This window comes from Zoogloea sp. 1C4 (assembly GCF_009469605.1).
GTDB lineage: Bacteria > Pseudomonadota > Gammaproteobacteria > Burkholderiales > Rhodocyclaceae > Zoogloea > Zoogloea oryzae.
On sequence record NZ_SSXU01000001.1, the window covers coordinates 430,754 to 445,497 of the forward strand.

Genomic DNA, 14,744 nt, shown 5'->3' on the forward strand with positions numbered 1-14,744 from the left:
TTGGTATTACTTTGATTTTAAGAGTCGTAAGACCGCCCCAAACCACACCAAAACAGAGAGCACAGCCATGGACTTGCACCCCAGGAGAAGCGGCACCGAACCCGGCCCGTTCAGCGCATTTGCCACCACCCAAACCGAAGACGCCCACGAGCACGCATGCAGCCTGCAACAGTGGATCCAGGCCTACGAACAGCTCTCGCCAGGCCGCTTCAACGGCGAGATCGAAGAGGCCTGGTTCGGCAATGTGCAGGTATTCCGTGAGCGTACGAACCAGATGGTTCACGAGGCCGGATCTTCCTGGAAAGGCTCGCGGACATTCGGGATTCCACTGAACCTCGAAGGCCAGGGCTGGTACTGCGGCGAGTCCTTCGACCGGGACACGATGCTCACCTTGCATGGCGGCGAGGAGCTTGATTTCCGCACCCCGCGGCAGCTCGACGTGGTGGCCATCACCACCCACAAGGAAGTCTTCAACAATTACGCCCTGCGCACCAAAGGCCGCGACATCGAAGCCGAACTCGGCAAGCGGCGGATCATCCCCAGCAGCGCCGAGAAGATGCAGGAGCTCAGCGCCCTGCTCCTCACCGTGCTCGACACCGCCCGCAACACCCCGCACATTCTTGGGCACGCCGCCATGCGCAAGGCGATGGAGCACGCCATCTTCGACAGCCTGCTAGCCGTAATCGGCAACGGCGTCGATGCACTCCGTCCGCCATCCACCAGCCAGGCCCGCCGCCAGATCGTCGATCGCGCCCGGGAATACATGCGCCACCACGTGAACGAGCCCATCACCGTGGCCGACCTGTGCGCCGAACTCAACGTCTCCCGCCGCACCCTGCAATACAGCTTCCAGGACGTGCTCGACGTGAATCCGGTGAGCTTCCTGCGGGCCATGCGCCTCAACGGCGTGCGCCGCGCCCTGCGTAACGGGGACGGCCGCGAATCAGTCACCGACGTGGCGCTGCAGTGGGGCTTCCTGCACCTCTCCCACTTCGCCGCCGACTACAAGGCGATGTTCGGCGAGCTCCCTTCCGAAACCCTCCGGCGCCGGCTGGGCGTGCCGGATGCAAGCTGAACGACAGACTTCTGACCGACATCGGCAACGCGCCCTGCCCCATCCGGCGCAAAAAAAAGAAAGCCCTCGATTTGAGGGCTTTCTGCTTTGGTGCAAAGGCTAGCCGGCAGTCGCCGGGCGGGGTCAGAACCGGCCGAGCTTGCGATACAGGGTGTTGCGGCTGATCCCCAGCCGGCGGGCGGCGGCGGAGATGTTGCCGTTTTCGGCTTCGAGGGTGCGCTGGATCATGTCGCGCTCGATCTCCTCCAGGCGGCCGAAGGCGGCGGCGCTGGTGGGCACGGCCTCGGCACAGGCCATGGTCTCGGCGACGCGGGCGGTGACGGGTTCGGGCGTGGCCGGGCTGGACGAAGCCAGGGCGCCGATTTCCTCGAACACGTCGTCGGGCAGGTGCCAGGTCTCGATCACGTCCTCGTCGTCGTCGAGGAGCGCGATGCCCACCTTGATGACGTTGCCGAGCTGGCGGATGTTGCCCGGCCAGCGGTAATTCAGGAAGGCATCCATCACCCTGCTGGAGACAGTGACCGGGCGGTCGGGGCCGGCCTCTTCGCGGAGCAGCTTGTCGATCAGGCTGCCGATGTCGCTGCGCTCGCGCAGCGACGGCAGGTTGATGCACAGGCCGTTGAGGCGGTAGTACAAGTCTTCGCGGAAGCCGCCGCGGGCCACTTCTTCCTTCAGCCGGCGGTGGGTGGCGCAGACCAGGGTGATGTCCACCGGAATGCTCTTGTTGGTGCCGAGCGGGGTCACGCAGCGTTCCTGGAGGACGCGCAGCAGGCGGGCCTGGAGCGACAGGGGCATGTCGCCGATTTCATCGAGGAAGAGCGTGCCGCCGTGGGCCTGCTGGATCTTGCCGACCGCGCCTTCCTTGCGGGCGCCGGTGAAGGCGCCGCCGGAGTAGCCGAAGAGCTCGGATTCGATCAGGGTTTCGGGGATCGCCGCGCAGTTGAGCGCCACGAAGGGGCCCTGGCCGCGGGGGCCGCTGTTGTGGAAGGCCTTGGCGAACATCTCCTTGCCGGCGCCGGATTCGCCCTGGATCAGGATCGGGATGTCGCGGCCGAGTACGCGGGTGGCCTTGTCGATGGCGGCCTGCAGGCGCTCGTCGCCGGTGGACAGGGACTTGAGGGTCAGGCCGGGACGGGCGGTCGGGCGGACGTTCTCGACCTTGGGCGCCTTGCCCACGCGCTCGCCACGGGCATCCAGCAGCACCGGGCCGGAGGTGGCCAAGGCGGTGAGGTTGCCGCGCAACCGGCCATAGAAGCGCTCGCCGTTGCGGCCGTTGATGGCGATCAGCGACGACGGGTCACGCCGGGCGCGGTCGACCAGGGTGCCCAGGGGAACGTCGAACAGCATGGTGTAGTGGCGGCGGGGCAGATCTTCGCGGCGCATGCCGAGGAGGTCGAGGGCAGCCTGATCGGCGCCCAGCAGATCGCCATCCGGGCCGATGGCCAGCAGGGCCTCGCAGAGGCTGCCCACGTGGTCCGGGCGGGAGTGGAAGCTGAGCAGGCCCTGGTGGGCGAACTCGGCTTCGAAGATACGTTTCTCGATGATGCGGGACGACATTTTTACGAGACCCAGCGAGTGGCGTTGATAAGCCCGGTAGTCGCTGGAGATGTCCAGCGCCCCGATCAGACGCCCCTGCGCGTCCAGGATGGGCGCGGCACTACAGGTTAGAAAGGCGTTGCTCTCGAAGAAATGTTCGGAGCCGAAGACATTAACGGCATTGCGCTCGGCAAGTGCAGTCCCGACTGCGTTTGTTCCGCGATCGAATTCGTTCCAGCTGGCGCCGGGGCGCAGGGCGACCTGTTCGGCGCGGCTGAGGAAGTCCGGATCGCCGTAGCTCTGGATCAGCATGCCCTGGGCGTCGGCCAGGATCACCATGCTGTGGGAGTTGCGGATCTGCTCGAAGAGATGCTCCAGCACCGGCTGGGCGTGGGACAGCAGGGTGCGGTTGCGTTCGCGGGCTTCGGTCACGGCGCGCATGTCCGGATCGCGGGTGCCCTTGAAGGCCGGATCGAGCCCCGCCTGCCGGCAGCGCTCCCAGGAGCGCAACACGTTCCGGTCGAGCAAGGCTTCCGGCACCTCGCCCCGATCGAAATACAGGGAACGCGCCTCCTGAAGGCTCATCGAACGAGCCTCGGTATTGAAAGGTACCTGCATGTGTTCGTCTCCTCCGCTATAACGGATTGTGTTCCGGGTTTTAACCCGGTTTATGGTGAGTGCTCCAGAATGTAGCAGCCGAATCATATTTCAGCAATGTGACTGCTCCACGGCGGATACCTATGAGCAAACTCCGTTCCAGTTTATTCACCCATAAGAAAAACTAAGAAACCCGCCTCCAGCGCCGGAAAGCCGAGACACCCCCGCAGAAGCCGTGACAAGTGGCACGCCCCTTGCTGAATGATGCCCACCACGGCGATGCCTGTTGCGCCCCGCGCCCCATCGCTCGACGCATTCCAATCCAGACCAAAGGTGACCCAGGTGACTGCTCGCAACTTCTTCTCCCGCCCTCTCCGTGCTCTCTCCACCGCCGTCCTGGCCCTGGCGGCCGGTGCCGTCATTGCCCACGGCGACGTGACGCCCCAGGCGGTGGACACCTCCTCCCTCAAGCAGGTTGGCAAGGAGTGGCTCACCAAGAACCCGTATCTGGGCAACAAGGAAGCGATCCGCATCGGCGACTCGGCCTTCAACCAGAACTGTGCCCGCTGCCACGGCCTGGGCGCCGTGTCCGGCGGCATCGCGCCGGATCTGCGTTACCTGCCGGCCGGCCAGGAAGGTGATGAGATCTTCCTGCAGCGCATCCGCCACGGCGCGACCCGCGACGGCCGCGTGTACATGCCCCCGTTCGAAGGCATCCTGTCCCAGGAAGCCATGTGGACCATCCGCGCCTGGCTGGAGACCGTCCGTGAAGACTGATCGCCGTCGATTCCTGCTTGCCGCTGGGGCCGCCGCCCTGGCCGCCAGCCTGCAGGCCCAGGCCGACGGTCTGGCCGAGATCCGCCAGCGCGGCAGCCTTCGGGTTGCCGTTTACAACGGCTTCGTGCCCTGGTCCGACAAGGGCAACGGGATCGACGTGGAGCTTGCCCAGGCGCTGGGCAAGCAGCTCGGCATCGCCACCCAGGTGGTCGGCTACAACGCCGACGAGGACATGGACGACGACCTGCGGAACATGGTCTGGAAGGGCCATTACCTGGGCCAGCAGCCGTCGGACGTGATGATGCACGTGCCGGTGGATTCCTACCTCCAGGGCAAGAACGAGAAGGTCAAGATCTTCGGGCCCTACCACCTGGAAACCATTGCGGTTGCCCGCATCCAGCGCATCGGCTCGATCCGCGGCTCGGCCGCGACCGCGCTGGAAGTCTTCACCCGCGAGAAGATCGGCGTCGAAGGCCGCTCGCTGGCCGATGCCTTCCTGCTGGGCGTGCTCAACGGCCGCCTGCGCGAGAATGTGGTGCATTTCAACAGCGTGGCTGCCGCCGTCGAGAAGCTGAAGGCCGGCGACCTGGCCGCCGTGATGGGCCCCCGCTCGGAGATCGAGCAGGCGCTGGGCAAGGACAACCGCTTCACCCTCGAAGTGGTTCAGATGCCGGAACTCAAGATCAACAGCTGGCCCATCGGCATGGCCGTCAAGGCCGAGGAGACAGCCCTGGCCGACACCGTTGGCGAGGCGCTGCGCGTGCTGCAGAAGAATGGTACCGTCGCGTCCATCTTCGCCCGTCACGGCATCACCTATGTCCAGCCCACGCTCTGATTCGATGATCCGCACTCTGCTGGCCGGCTGCGCCCTGCTTCCCGCAGCGGCGCTCGCCGCGCCCTTCGCCTACGTCCCCAACGAAAAATCCGGCACGGTGTCGGTGATCGATACCGCCACCGACACCGTCGTGCGCACCCTGCCCGGCGGCGCCCGCCCCCGCGGCATCGCCAGCGACGGCAAGCGCCTGTTCATCAGCGAGGCGCCGTCGGATGGCCTGGTGATCGTCGATATCAGCGCCGAGGAACCCACCCGGCACATCCGCCTGGGTGAATCGCCCGAAGGCGTCAGCGTCTCCGCCGACCGCAAGCGGGTGGCGGTGGCGGTGGAAGAATCCAACAGCGTGGTGGTGCTCGATGCCGCCACCGGGCGCAAGCTCGCCGACATCCGCGTGCGCGGCAAGAACCCGGAACACGCGGTGTTCAGCCCGGACGGCCGCTGGCTGCTGGTGAGCGCCGAGGACGCCGAGCAGGTTGATCTGGTGGATGTGAAGGCCCGCCGCCAGGTGGCGCAGATCCCGGTGGGCGCCCGTCCTCGCGGCATCGGCTTCACCCCGGACGGCAGCCGCGCCTACGTGGCCTGCGAGCTGGTGAGCACGGTCTACGCCATCGACATGGGCAAGCGCAAGGTGATCGCCACGATCAAGGCGGGCACCTTCTCGAACGGTGTGGCCGTGGCGCCGGACGGCCAACGTGTTTATGTTTCCAACGGCAAGGACGGCACGGTGAGCGTGATCCGCACCGCCGACAATCAGGTCGAAGCCACCCTGCCGGTGGGCAAGCGGCCCTGGAACATGGCCCTCACCCCCGATGGCCGCAAGCTCTACGTGGCCAACGGCCGCTCCAACAGCGTCTCGGTGATCGACACCGAACGTCTCACCACCATCAGTGAAATCCCCGTCGGCGAACTGCCGTGGGGCGTCGTCGTGCAGCCCTGACACAGGGCGTCGCGACACAAACTGAACCATCCCGACACACCTGCTCCACTTTGGAGCAGGTGTGCACGCCCCAAATCAGAGCTTCAGGATCCACTCGATCGCGGCCTTCAGATCAGCATCACTGATCTTGTCCGGGCCGTTCGGGGTCATCGGAATCTGGCCCCACACACCGGAACCACCGTGACGCACCTTGGCGCTCAGCACCGCCACTGCGTCGCCCTGCCCCTTGTACTTGGCTGCCACGTCCTTGTAAGACGGGCCGACGCGCTTCTGGTCGACGGCATGGCAGGCGGTACAGCGGGCCTTCTTGATGATCTCCTCGGACGCCATCGCCGGCGCGGCCGCGGCCACACCCAGCGCAATCGCGCACATCATCGGAATGAATTTCATAGCTCCTCCTTGGATCGGACTTGTGATTGGTCTTGGCGGCGGCCTGCAGACCACCCGCCCCGCCACCATTGCAAATTCCGTGCGCCGATGCCACCCGCCCCAAACTGAAGGCCAATCCCTTTCCCAACAAGCACTTGCCCGATCCGGGCAGGATGCGAGCGGGCAGCGGCGCTGCTCCGCGGCTGCACACCTGCTCCATCCCGACACGCACCACGGAACACTTTTCCGCCCACGGCCGGCCTTTAGGGGGCGGTAGACCGGGCCAATCCTCTGGCATGTTTCCTGCACGGTCTCACCCGTGAAAAAAGCCGATCCCACCTCGCCAATCCCCGCAGTGGAAGCCATCCGGCGCTCCTGGGAGCGCTGCGCCGCCAACGGCCTGCGCAACAACGAACATCTGCCCGACGGCATCCTCCCCCGGGCCAGCCTGGCCGACCGGCTCGAAGGCAACGCGCGGCTGGTGGCCTACGCCCAGCCGATCATGGAGCACCTGCACCAGCAGATCGCTCGCTCGTCCTCCACCATCCTGCTGGCCGACGACGCCGGCATGATCCTGCGCGCAGTGGGCGACGCCGATTTCGCCGAACGCGCCGCGCGGGTCGCGCTGCAGCCCGGCGTGTCGTGGGCCGAATGCACCATGGGCACCAACGCCATCGGCACCGCGCTGGCCGAACAGCGCCCGATGGCGGTGATCGGCACCGACCACTTCCTTGAGCGCAACCGCTTCCTCACCTGCGTCGCCACCCCGATCCACGGCCCGGCCGGCGGCGTGCTGGGCATCCTCGACATCTCCACCTCGGCCCAGCTCAGCCAGATCCACGCCCAGGCGCTGATCCAGACCACCGCCGAGATCATCGAGAACCGCCTGATCGAGAGCATCCCCGAAGCCGCGGTGACGATCCGCTTCCATCCCCAGGCCGAAGCGCTGGCCTCGCCCCTCGAAGGGCTGGCGGTGTTCAACGAGGCCGGCGAGATGCTCGCCTGCAACCGCCGTGGCGAAACCCTGCTGGGCATCGGTGACAGTCGCAAGGAGCGCCCGGCCTTTTCGCGGATCTTCGAGACCCGCTGGACCACCCTCCTCGACCACGCCCTGTCGAGCAGCCTGCGCCCCACCCTGCTGTGCGCCCACGGCGGCCGCGAATTCGCCGCCCGGGTCCAGGCCGGCCGGCTCCAGGCCCTGCGCCCGGTGGCCGCCAGCGCACCCGGCATGCCCGCCGCCCGCCGCGGCGTGACCCTCGAAGACCTCGACCTGGGCGACCACACCGTGGCCTCGGCGGTGCGCCGCGCCCGGCGCATCGTCGGGCTCGACATCCCGCTGCTCATCCAGGGCGAAACCGGCACTGGCAAGGAAGTCTTCGCCCAGGCTTTCCACCACAGCAGCCCGCGCCGCGACGGCCCCTTCGTGGCCATCAACTGTGCGGCCATCCCCGCCAACCTGATCGAGGCCGAGCTCTTCGGCTACCGGGCCGGCGCCTACACCGGCGCCCGCGGCGAGGGCGCCCGCGGCAAGCTGCGCGAAGCCCACGGCGGCACCCTGTTCCTCGACGAAATCGGCGACATGCCGCTGCGCCTGCAGGCCGTGCTGCTGCGGGTGCTCGAGACCCGCCGGGTCACGCCCCTGGGCGGCGGCCCCGAGGAGGCCATCGACCTGGCGCTGGTGTGCGCCAGCCACCGGCCGCTCAAAACCCTGTGCGAGACCGGCGAGTTCCGTCCCGACCTGTATTTCCGCCTGTCGGCCATGAGCCTCGCGCTGCCCACCCTGCGCGAGCGCAGCGACATCGAGGCTCTCGCCCGCCGCATCCTGCGCGACGAATCCCCCGACCGCCCCCTGCGCCTGGCGGCCGCCACGCTGGACGTGATCCGCCGCCACCAGTGGCCCGGCAACATCCGCGAGCTGAAGAACGTGCTGCGCCTCGCCACCGCCATGCTTGGGCCGGACGAAGCCACCATCACCCCCGACCACCTGCCCCACGACCTGATCGACGCCAGCGAGACGCGGCCCACCACGCAAAGCCTGCGGGCCGCCGAAACCCGGCTGGTGGAAGAGACCGTGGCCCGCCACGCCGGCAACATCTCCGCCGCCGCACGGGAGCTGGGCATCACCCGCACCACCCTCTACCGCAAGCTGCGGCGCGGCTGAGCGCGGGCGGATTGCCCGGCCGCACGGACAATCCGCCCCAAGCATTCATCCCGACAACGCAATCCCGCCCACCGCTGCCAGCCCGCACCGGACCGTGGGATACTCGCGGGCGTCCTTTTCAGCCTCGTCCGCCATGCCCAGGTTCCGCGCAATCTCTGCCGCCCTCCTCGCCGCCCTCGCCCTTGCCGGCTGCGAAGAACCGCCTTCGCTCCTCGTCCCCGAGCTGCAGCAGCAGTTCCGGCCCGGCTATCCCCTCGCCGATGCCATCCAGAGCCTCAAGGCCCGCAACGCCACCCTCTCGGTGCACAACCGCAGCGAATGCGAATCCCTGGCCCGGGCCAACACCATGTCGTCGCGCCTGCGCCCCGGCGGCGGGCCGTGCATCTTCGGCAAGATCCCGGTCTCGAAGAACTGGCTGGGCGGCCACACCGACGTGATCCTGCAGCTCGTCTTCAATGCCGAGGACAAGCTGGCGGATGGCGACTTCGAGGAAATTCGCGTGCCCTTCGGCTGGAACTGACCCACCGCCCCTGACACCCCGCCGGGCATCCCCGCCCCCCACGGCCAAGGCGCGCCCGCGCCCTGACAGACCTGCAACTCCACTGCCAGCACTGCCAGGCGCGCTGCCACCACGCCACCGCGACAAGACGCCGCGCTCACGTGGTCGGCAGCACGTCCCCATTTCATCCCTACCTGCGCCCGCCGGGACTCGTCCGAACCACCCGAACACTGCCAGAAACGCTGCCAATCAACGCCACGGCAGCCCATCCTGGCAGTCAGCCTGCGTCCGATTGCCGCACCAGAAGAAATCACAATCCATTGATATAAAAGCATTTAATCACAAATTGCGAAATGGCACGGGAATTGATTGGGTAACCCCCATCAACAACAAACGCTGCCACACATGTCGCTTCACCCCACCGCCAGGCATCTCGGCTGGCTCATCGTCGTCAAGCTGCTCGCCCTCGTGGCGCTGTGGTGGTGCTTCGTGCGCGATGCCAGGCTCGAGGTGGACGCGCAGGACATGTCGAGGCAGCTCGCCCCCAACCCCGTCGTCCAAGGAGCACCCCGTGGTCAGTGAACAACTGGTCGATCTATCGCGGCTGCAGTTTGCCGCCACCGCCCTTTACCACTTTCTGTTCGTCCCCCTCACCATCGGCATGGTGTGGCTGCTGGTCATCATGGAATCGGTCTATGTGATGACCGCCAATCCCCTCTACAAGGACATGACCCGCTTCTGGGGCAAGCTCTTCGGGATCAACTTCGCCCTCGGCGTCACCACCGGGATCACCCTCGAATTCCAGTTCGGCACCAACTGGGCCTATTACTCCCACTACGTCGGCGACATCTTCGGCGCACCGCTCGCCATCGAGGGGCTGATGGCCTTCTTTCTCGAGTCCACGATGATCGGGCTGTTCTTCTTCGGCTGGGACAGGCTGGCGCGCAAGGAGCACCTGCTCGTCACCATTCTGATGGCAGTGGGCACCAACCTCTCGGCATTGTGGATCCTGATCGCCAACGGCTGGATGCAGAACCCGGTGGGCGCCGAGTTCAGCTACGTGACGATGCGCATGGAGATGACCGACTTCTGGGCGGTGGTCTTCAACCCGGATGCCCAGGCCAAGTTCGTGCATACGGTGTCGGCCGGCTACGTCACCGGCGCCATGTTCGTGCTGTCGATCTCGTCCTGGTATCTGCTGCGCGGGCGCGACGTGGAGTTCGCCAAACGCAGCTTCGGCATCGCCGCCGCCTTCGGATTCGCTTCCGTATGCTCGGTGATCGTCCTCGGCGACGAATCGGGATACACCGTCGGCGAAGCCCAGCAGACCAAGCTGGCGGCCATGGAGGCGATGTGGGAGACCGAGCCTGCACCAGCCGCCTTCAATCTGATCGCCATCCCCAACGAGGCCGAGATGAAGAACGACTTCGCCATCGAGATTCCGTGGGTGATGGGCCTCATCGGCACCCGCTCCCTGGACAAGCAGATTCCCGGCATCAAGGAGATCAAGGCGAAGAACCGGGAACGCATCGTCTCCGGCATCGAGGCAGTGACGGCCCTCGACGCCCTGCGCCACAATCAGAATGATGAAGCCGCCCGCCGCAAGTTCGAGGCGCACAAGGCCGACCTGGGCTTCGGCCTGCTCCTCAAGAAATACGTCACCCGCCTGGACGACGTGACGCCGGACATCATCGACAAGGCCGTGGGCGACACCGTGCCCCGCGTCGCCCCGATGTTCTGGAGCTTCCGCCTGATGGTGGCCCTGGGCTTTGCGATGCTGCTGCTCTTCGGGCTCGCCCTGTGGCATTCGGTGAAGGGCGACTTTGCAGACCGGCGCGGCCTGCTGCGGGCGGCGCTGTATTGCCTGCCGATGCCGTGGATCGCCTGCGAGGTGGGCTGGTTCGTGGCCGAATATGGCCGCCAGCCCTGGACCATCTACGGCGTGCTGCCCACCCACCTTTCCGTATCGACCCTGAGCGTGGAGAGCCTCTATGGCTCCCTCGCCGGCTTCGTCGGCTTCTACACCGTGCTGCTGATCGTCGAGATGTTCCTGATGATCAAGTTCGCCAGGCAAGGGCCGGGCAGTCTCGGCACCGGTCGCTACGCCAACGAAGCCCACGCCTGAACCGAGGACGATTCCAAATGCTCGACTATGAAACCCTCAAACTGATCTGGTGGCTGCTGGTCGGCGTCCTGCTGATCGGCTTCGCCATCATGGACGGCCACGACATGGGCGTCGGCACGCTGCTGCCCTTCGTCGGCCGGAACGACACCGAACGGCGCGTCGTCATCAACACCGTCGGCCCGCACTGGGACGGCAACCAGGTGTGGTTCATCACCGCCGGCGGCGCCATCTTCGCCGCCTGGCCGCTGGTCTATGCCACCGCCTTCTCGGGGCTGTACTGGGCCATGCTGGCGGTGCTATGGGCACTGTTCTTCCGCCCGGTGGGCTTCGACTACCGCAGCAAGATCCACGACCCCCGCTGGCGCAGCACCTGGGACTGGGGCCTGTTCGTCGGTGGCGCCGTGCCGCCGCTGATCTTCGGAGTCGCCTTCGGCAACCTCTTCCAGGGCGTGCCCTTCAGCTTCGACGATCACCTGGTATCCACCTACTCCGGCAGCTTCTGGGCCTTGCTCAACCCGTTTGCCCTCCTCACCGGCGTCGTGTCGACGGCGATGATCACCTTCCACGGGGCCATCTACCTGGCCCACCGCACCCAGGGCGAAATCCAGTGGCGGGCCCTGCGGGCAGCCGGCTTCTTCGGCGGGCTGACGATCCTGAGCTTTGCCGCAGCGGGCCTGTGGCTGTGGCTGGCGATCCCCGGCTACGTCATCCAGTCGGTAGTCGACGGCGCGGCGCTACCCAATCCGCTGGGCAAGACCGTGATCCGCGAAGCCGGCGCCTGGTTCGCCAACTACCGCGCCCAGCCCGCCACCGCCGCGCTGCCCCTGGCGGGCATCGCCGGTGTGCTGGCGGCCCAGATGCTCGCCCGCCGCGGCCGCACCCTGGCCGCCTTCTGGGCCTCGGCGCTGGCGATCGCCGGCATCATCGGTACGGCCGGCGCGGCCCTGTTCCCCTTCGTGATGCCGTCCTCCCTCGACCCCAACGCCAGCCTGACGGTGTGGGACAGCGTCTCCAGCCAGCTCACCCTCAACATCATGCTGTGGGCCACGCTGATCTTCATGCCGCTCATCGTGCTCTACACCAGCTGGGCCTACCGCGTGATGGGCGGCAAGGTCACCCCCGCCTACGTCCGGGAAAACAGCCATTCGGCTTACTGAGGAGTCAATCGCATGTGGTATTTCACCTGGGTCCTGGGCGTCGGCTTTGCCGTCTTCCTGGCCATTCTCAACGCACTGTGGGCCGAACACGAGGCCAGCCGCCAGGCCACATCCCGAGGTTCGCACGATGAACGCTAGCCCCTACGACCAGCTGGGCGAGGCGGGCATCGACCGGCTCGTGGAGCGCATCTACCACTGGATGGCCGAGCTGCCCGAAGCCGAGGCGGCGATGCGCCTCCACCACCCCGACATGAGCGAGGTCAAACAGCGCCTCGCCGCCTTCCTGAGCGGCTGGCTGGGCGGGCCGGACCGATTCCGCCCCCTTTACGGCGAGCCTTTCATGCGGCGCCGGCACATGGCCTTCCCCATCGACAGCGCCGCCCGCGACGCCTGGATGGCGGCGTTCCGCAAGGCCCTCGACGAGGTGGTGGACGAGCCCGGGCTGCACGCGTGGCTGCTGGCCCGCTTCCAGGCCATGGCCGATCACCTGCGCAACCGGGCAGATTCCAGCGCCCCCCAGGCGCACACCGGCTGCAGCTGCAGCACGGCCTGAACGCGCTGACCATGCTGATGAACACTGGCACACCTCCTGTAACCCACGAAATGCCGGCCACACTGCCCGAGACACCTTCGCCACGGATGCACCTGCCCTGCCTGGCCGTTGCCATCCTGATCATGCTGGGCGGCTCGCTGAACCCCTTCCTGATGGCCGGTCCGCAAGGGCAGGCCGACCACGGGATGGCCTTTGCGCTGCTGATCGCGATGACCGCCGGCATGGTGCGTGGCGTCGGCTTCGTGCCCGTGGGCCTGGCTTGGCGCTGGCTGTTCTCTGGCTGGACGTGCCTGCTATGCCTGATTGCCGCCGCAGCCATGAGATTTTTCGCATGACGCCCATGACACCAGCCGGTTCCGGCAAGCCCGTGGCCCCTTCACCACCTTAGGAAACACCCCATGAAACACCTGTTCATCGCCACCTCCCTCAGCCTGCTGGCCCTGTCGGCCCAGGCCGTGGACATTGCCGTTCCGGCCGCGGAAGTCCACGCCCGCGTACAACAGCCCAACCAGAACCTGCTCTTCGTGGACGTGCGCGATCCCGTCGAGATCATGTTCGTCGGCTTCACCGACGCAGTGCACGTGAACATCCCCTTCCTGATGGTGGACCGCACCGCCTGGGATGCGAAACGCGGCGTCTACAAGCTGGTGCAGAACCCGGAATTCGTCAGCCAGATCAAGGCCGAACTTGAACGACGGGGCCTCGGCATGGATGCCGAAGTGATCACCTTGTGTCGTTCTGGGAGCGAACGGGGCGAGCCGAGCGCGAGCTTCCTGCGCAGCAACGGCTTTCCCAATGCCCGTTACGTGATCGACGGTTTCCAGGGCACGCCCCTCAAGGAGGGCCCCCAGGCCGGACTGCGGGTGGTCAATGGCTGGCAGAACAGTGGCCTGCCCTGGAGCACGAAGATGAACCCGGCCAAGATGTACCGTCTCGACAAGCACTGAGGCCATGCCGGGGCGTCACGCATCCATCGTCCCCGGCGCCCCGATTGTTCAGCCTGCTGAACAGTGAATCCCGCGCGGGCGTCTTCCGCCACTGCAACCATATCCCTAAACTTGCGCATCCAGCCCGGCCCAGCGCCGGGCGGCACGCCGTTTACTCCAGGGATTTGCAATGCAGCTCACCCCCCGTCTCGTCCTGATGCTCGCCACCCCGCCCGCCATGTGGGCCACCAACGCGGTGGTCGGCCGCATGGCCATCGGCAGCATCGACCCGCTGCTGCTCAACGCCCTGCGCTGGGTGGTGGCTTTCGCGCTGCTGCTGCCCCTGGGCTGGGCGGCCATCGGCACCCCGGCGGCGCGGGCGCAGATCGTCGAACGCTGGCGCTACCTGCTGGTGCTGGGGGTGATCGGGGTGGGCGCCTACAACGCGCTGCAATACATGGCCCTGCGCACCAGCACGCCCCTCAACGTCACGCTGATCGCCTCCAGCTCACCGGTGTGGGCGATGGTGGTGGGCGCGGTGGGTTACAAGGTTCGTCCCACCCGGCTGCAGCTCATCGGCGCGCTGCTGTCGCTTGCGGGCGTGGCGCTGGTGATGTCCCGGGGCAACCCGGCGGCGCTGGCCGACATCCATTTCGTGCAGGGCGACCTGCTGATGCTGGTGGCGATCATCGGCTGGTCGCTCTACAGCTGGATGCTCGCCAAGCCGCCCGCCCACATGCTGGGCGCGGCGCGGCCCAACTGGAACTGGGCGCAGTTTCTGGTGGCCCAGGCAATCTTCGGGGTGAGCGGCGCGGTGGCGACGGCGGTGGTGGGCGACATGATCGCGCCCTCGGCCCCGACCCAGTGGTCGTGGCAGCTGGTGGCGACCATCCTGTTCGTGGCCATCGGCCCGTCGATCATCGCTTACCGCCTGTGGGGCCTGGCAGTGGCCGAGGCGGGGCCGGCGATAGCGTCGATCTTCTACAACCTCACGCCGCTGTTTGCGGCAGTGCTCTCGGCCGCGGTGATCGGCGAAGGCCCGCAGCCCTTCCACGGCGTCGCCTTCGGGCTGATCGTGGCCGGCATCGCGGTATCGTCGCGATAGACGGCGGCGCGGGCCGGCAAGTAGGCCACCCCAGAAACAGCAAGACCCCGGCGGGGGGACGTCCGGGGTCTTGTTGCTTGCGCCTGGCGCTG

Annotated in this window: 16 protein-coding genes; 14 read left to right on the top strand and 2 right to left on the bottom strand. The window is 66.9% G+C overall.

Annotated elements, in window-relative coordinates:
• The first annotated feature begins 67 nt into the window (after positions 1-67).
• Positions 68-1,075 (top strand): helix-turn-helix domain-containing protein, encoded by a 1,008-nt coding sequence (locus GH681_RS01970; RefSeq protein WP_194271106.1) that lies wholly within the window; start codon positions 68-70, stop codon positions 1,073-1,075.
• A 123-nt stretch (positions 1,076-1,198) separates the two neighbouring features.
• Here the strand turns inward: GH681_RS01970 and GH681_RS01975 are convergent, their stop codons facing one another.
• Positions 1,199-3,229: a sigma-54-dependent Fis family transcriptional regulator gene (locus GH681_RS01975; protein WP_153159774.1), complete on the bottom strand. Its 2,031-nt coding sequence runs from the start codon at positions 3,227-3,229 to the stop codon at positions 1,199-1,201.
• A 375-nt stretch (positions 3,230-3,604) separates the two neighbouring features.
• On the opposite strand from GH681_RS01975, the gene pedF reads away from it, so the two are divergent.
• The 3 genes from pedF to GH681_RS01990 are packed head-to-tail and all read left to right on the top strand — an operon-like array spanning position 3,605 to position 5,757.
• On the top strand, positions 3,605-3,985 hold the full coding sequence (gene pedF, locus GH681_RS01980; RefSeq protein WP_228111754.1) for a cytochrome c-550 PedF: 381 nt from the start codon (positions 3,605-3,607) through the stop codon (positions 3,983-3,985).
• Entirely contained in the window at positions 3,975-4,820 is an 846-nt protein-coding gene (locus GH681_RS01985; protein ID WP_153159775.1) for an ABC transporter substrate-binding protein, read from the top strand. Before pedF ends, GH681_RS01985 begins: the two co-directional genes overlap by 11 nt.
• A gap of 4 nt (positions 4,821-4,824) precedes the next feature.
• Positions 4,825-5,757, top strand: a complete 933-nt coding sequence (locus tag GH681_RS01990) for a beta-propeller fold lactonase family protein (RefSeq protein WP_153159776.1) — start codon at positions 4,825-4,827, stop codon at positions 5,755-5,757.
• 75 nt (positions 5,758-5,832) lie between these two features.
• On the opposite strand, the gene GH681_RS01995 is transcribed toward GH681_RS01990, so the two are convergent.
• Positions 5,833-6,147 carry a c-type cytochrome gene (locus tag GH681_RS01995; RefSeq protein WP_153159777.1) on the bottom strand — a complete coding sequence of 105 codons (315 nt, stop codon included), beginning with the start codon at positions 6,145-6,147 and terminating at the stop codon, positions 5,833-5,835.
• 298 nt (positions 6,148-6,445) lie between these two features.
• Here GH681_RS01995 and GH681_RS02000 point away from each other — a divergent pair, with 298 nt between their 5' ends.
• From GH681_RS02000 to GH681_RS02040, 10 genes are all read left to right on the top strand, one after another.
• Positions 6,446-8,287 (top strand): sigma-54-dependent Fis family transcriptional regulator, encoded by a 1,842-nt coding sequence (locus GH681_RS02000; protein ID WP_153159778.1) that lies wholly within the window; start codon positions 6,446-6,448, stop codon positions 8,285-8,287.
• A gap of 133 nt (positions 8,288-8,420) precedes the next feature.
• The gene (locus tag GH681_RS02005) at positions 8,421-8,807 is read left to right on the top strand and encodes a hypothetical protein (protein ID WP_153159779.1); all 387 of its coding nucleotides are present in this window, start codon (positions 8,421-8,423) and stop codon (positions 8,805-8,807) included.
• Between the two features lie 384 nt (positions 8,808-9,191).
• Complete coding sequence (gene cydP / locus GH681_RS23295; protein ID WP_194271107.1) at positions 9,192-9,368, top strand: cytochrome oxidase putative small subunit CydP; 177 nt, start codon at positions 9,192-9,194, stop codon at positions 9,366-9,368.
• Complete coding sequence (locus GH681_RS02010; protein ID WP_153159780.1) at positions 9,358-10,911, top strand: cytochrome ubiquinol oxidase subunit I; 1,554 nt, start codon at positions 9,358-9,360, stop codon at positions 10,909-10,911. The genes cydP and GH681_RS02010 overlap by 11 nt, the downstream gene beginning before the upstream one ends.
• 17 nt (positions 10,912-10,928) lie before the next feature.
• Complete coding sequence (cydB, locus tag GH681_RS02015; RefSeq protein ID WP_153159781.1) at positions 10,929-12,068, top strand: cytochrome d ubiquinol oxidase subunit II; 1,140 nt, start codon at positions 10,929-10,931, stop codon at positions 12,066-12,068.
• 12 nt (positions 12,069-12,080) lie between these two features.
• On the top strand, positions 12,081-12,206 hold the full coding sequence (cydX, locus tag GH681_RS02020; protein ID WP_153159782.1) for a cytochrome bd-I oxidase subunit CydX: 126 nt from the start codon (positions 12,081-12,083) through the stop codon (positions 12,204-12,206).
• Positions 12,196-12,621 carry a group II truncated hemoglobin gene (locus tag GH681_RS02025; RefSeq protein WP_153159783.1) on the top strand — a complete coding sequence of 142 codons (426 nt, stop codon included), beginning with the start codon at positions 12,196-12,198 and terminating at the stop codon, positions 12,619-12,621. Before cydX ends, GH681_RS02025 begins: the two co-directional genes overlap by 11 nt.
• A 50-nt stretch (positions 12,622-12,671) precedes the next feature.
• On the top strand, positions 12,672-12,956 hold the full coding sequence (locus GH681_RS02030; RefSeq protein ID WP_153159784.1) for a cyd operon YbgE family protein: 285 nt from the start codon (positions 12,672-12,674) through the stop codon (positions 12,954-12,956).
• 63 nt (positions 12,957-13,019) lie between these two features.
• On the top strand, positions 13,020-13,568 hold the full coding sequence (locus GH681_RS02035) for a rhodanese-like domain-containing protein (protein WP_153159785.1): 549 nt from the start codon (positions 13,020-13,022) through the stop codon (positions 13,566-13,568).
• Positions 13,569-13,737: 169 nt separating this feature from the next.
• Positions 13,738-14,652, top strand: coding sequence for a DMT family transporter (locus GH681_RS02040; RefSeq protein WP_153159786.1), 915 nt, complete (start codon positions 13,738-13,740; stop codon positions 14,650-14,652).
• Positions 14,653-14,744: the final 92 nt, after the last annotated feature.

What these genes read in the sequence shown, in the direction of transcription:
- GH681_RS02025 (WP_153159783.1), top strand. Translation starts at nt 12,196, where the DNA reads ATGAACGCTAGCCCCTACGACCAGCTGGGCGAGGCGGGCATCGACCGG.
- GH681_RS02040 (WP_153159786.1), top strand. Translation starts at nt 13,738, where the DNA reads ATGCAGCTCACCCCCCGTCTCGTCCTGATGCTCGCCACCCCGCCCGCC.
- GH681_RS02005 (WP_153159779.1), top strand. Translation starts at nt 8,421, where the DNA reads ATGCCCAGGTTCCGCGCAATCTCTGCCGCCCTCCTCGCCGCCCTCGCC.
- GH681_RS01975 (WP_153159774.1), bottom strand. Translation starts at nt 3,229, where the DNA reads ATGCAGGTACCTTTCAATACCGAGGCTCGTTCGATGAGCCTTCAGGAG.
- cydX (WP_153159782.1), top strand. Translation starts at nt 12,081, where the DNA reads ATGTGGTATTTCACCTGGGTCCTGGGCGTCGGCTTTGCCGTCTTCCTG.
- GH681_RS01970 (WP_194271106.1), top strand. Translation starts at nt 68, where the DNA reads ATGGACTTGCACCCCAGGAGAAGCGGCACCGAACCCGGCCCGTTCAGC.
- cydP (WP_194271107.1), top strand. Translation starts at nt 9,192, where the DNA reads ATGTCGCTTCACCCCACCGCCAGGCATCTCGGCTGGCTCATCGTCGTC.
- GH681_RS02030 (WP_153159784.1), top strand. Translation starts at nt 12,672, where the DNA reads ATGCCGGCCACACTGCCCGAGACACCTTCGCCACGGATGCACCTGCCC.
- GH681_RS01995 (WP_153159777.1), bottom strand. Translation starts at nt 6,147, where the DNA reads ATGAAATTCATTCCGATGATGTGCGCGATTGCGCTGGGTGTGGCCGCG.
- cydB (WP_153159781.1), top strand. Translation starts at nt 10,929, where the DNA reads ATGCTCGACTATGAAACCCTCAAACTGATCTGGTGGCTGCTGGTCGGC.
- GH681_RS02035 (WP_153159785.1), top strand. Translation starts at nt 13,020, where the DNA reads ATGAAACACCTGTTCATCGCCACCTCCCTCAGCCTGCTGGCCCTGTCG.
- GH681_RS01990 (WP_153159776.1), top strand. Translation starts at nt 4,825, where the DNA reads ATGATCCGCACTCTGCTGGCCGGCTGCGCCCTGCTTCCCGCAGCGGCG.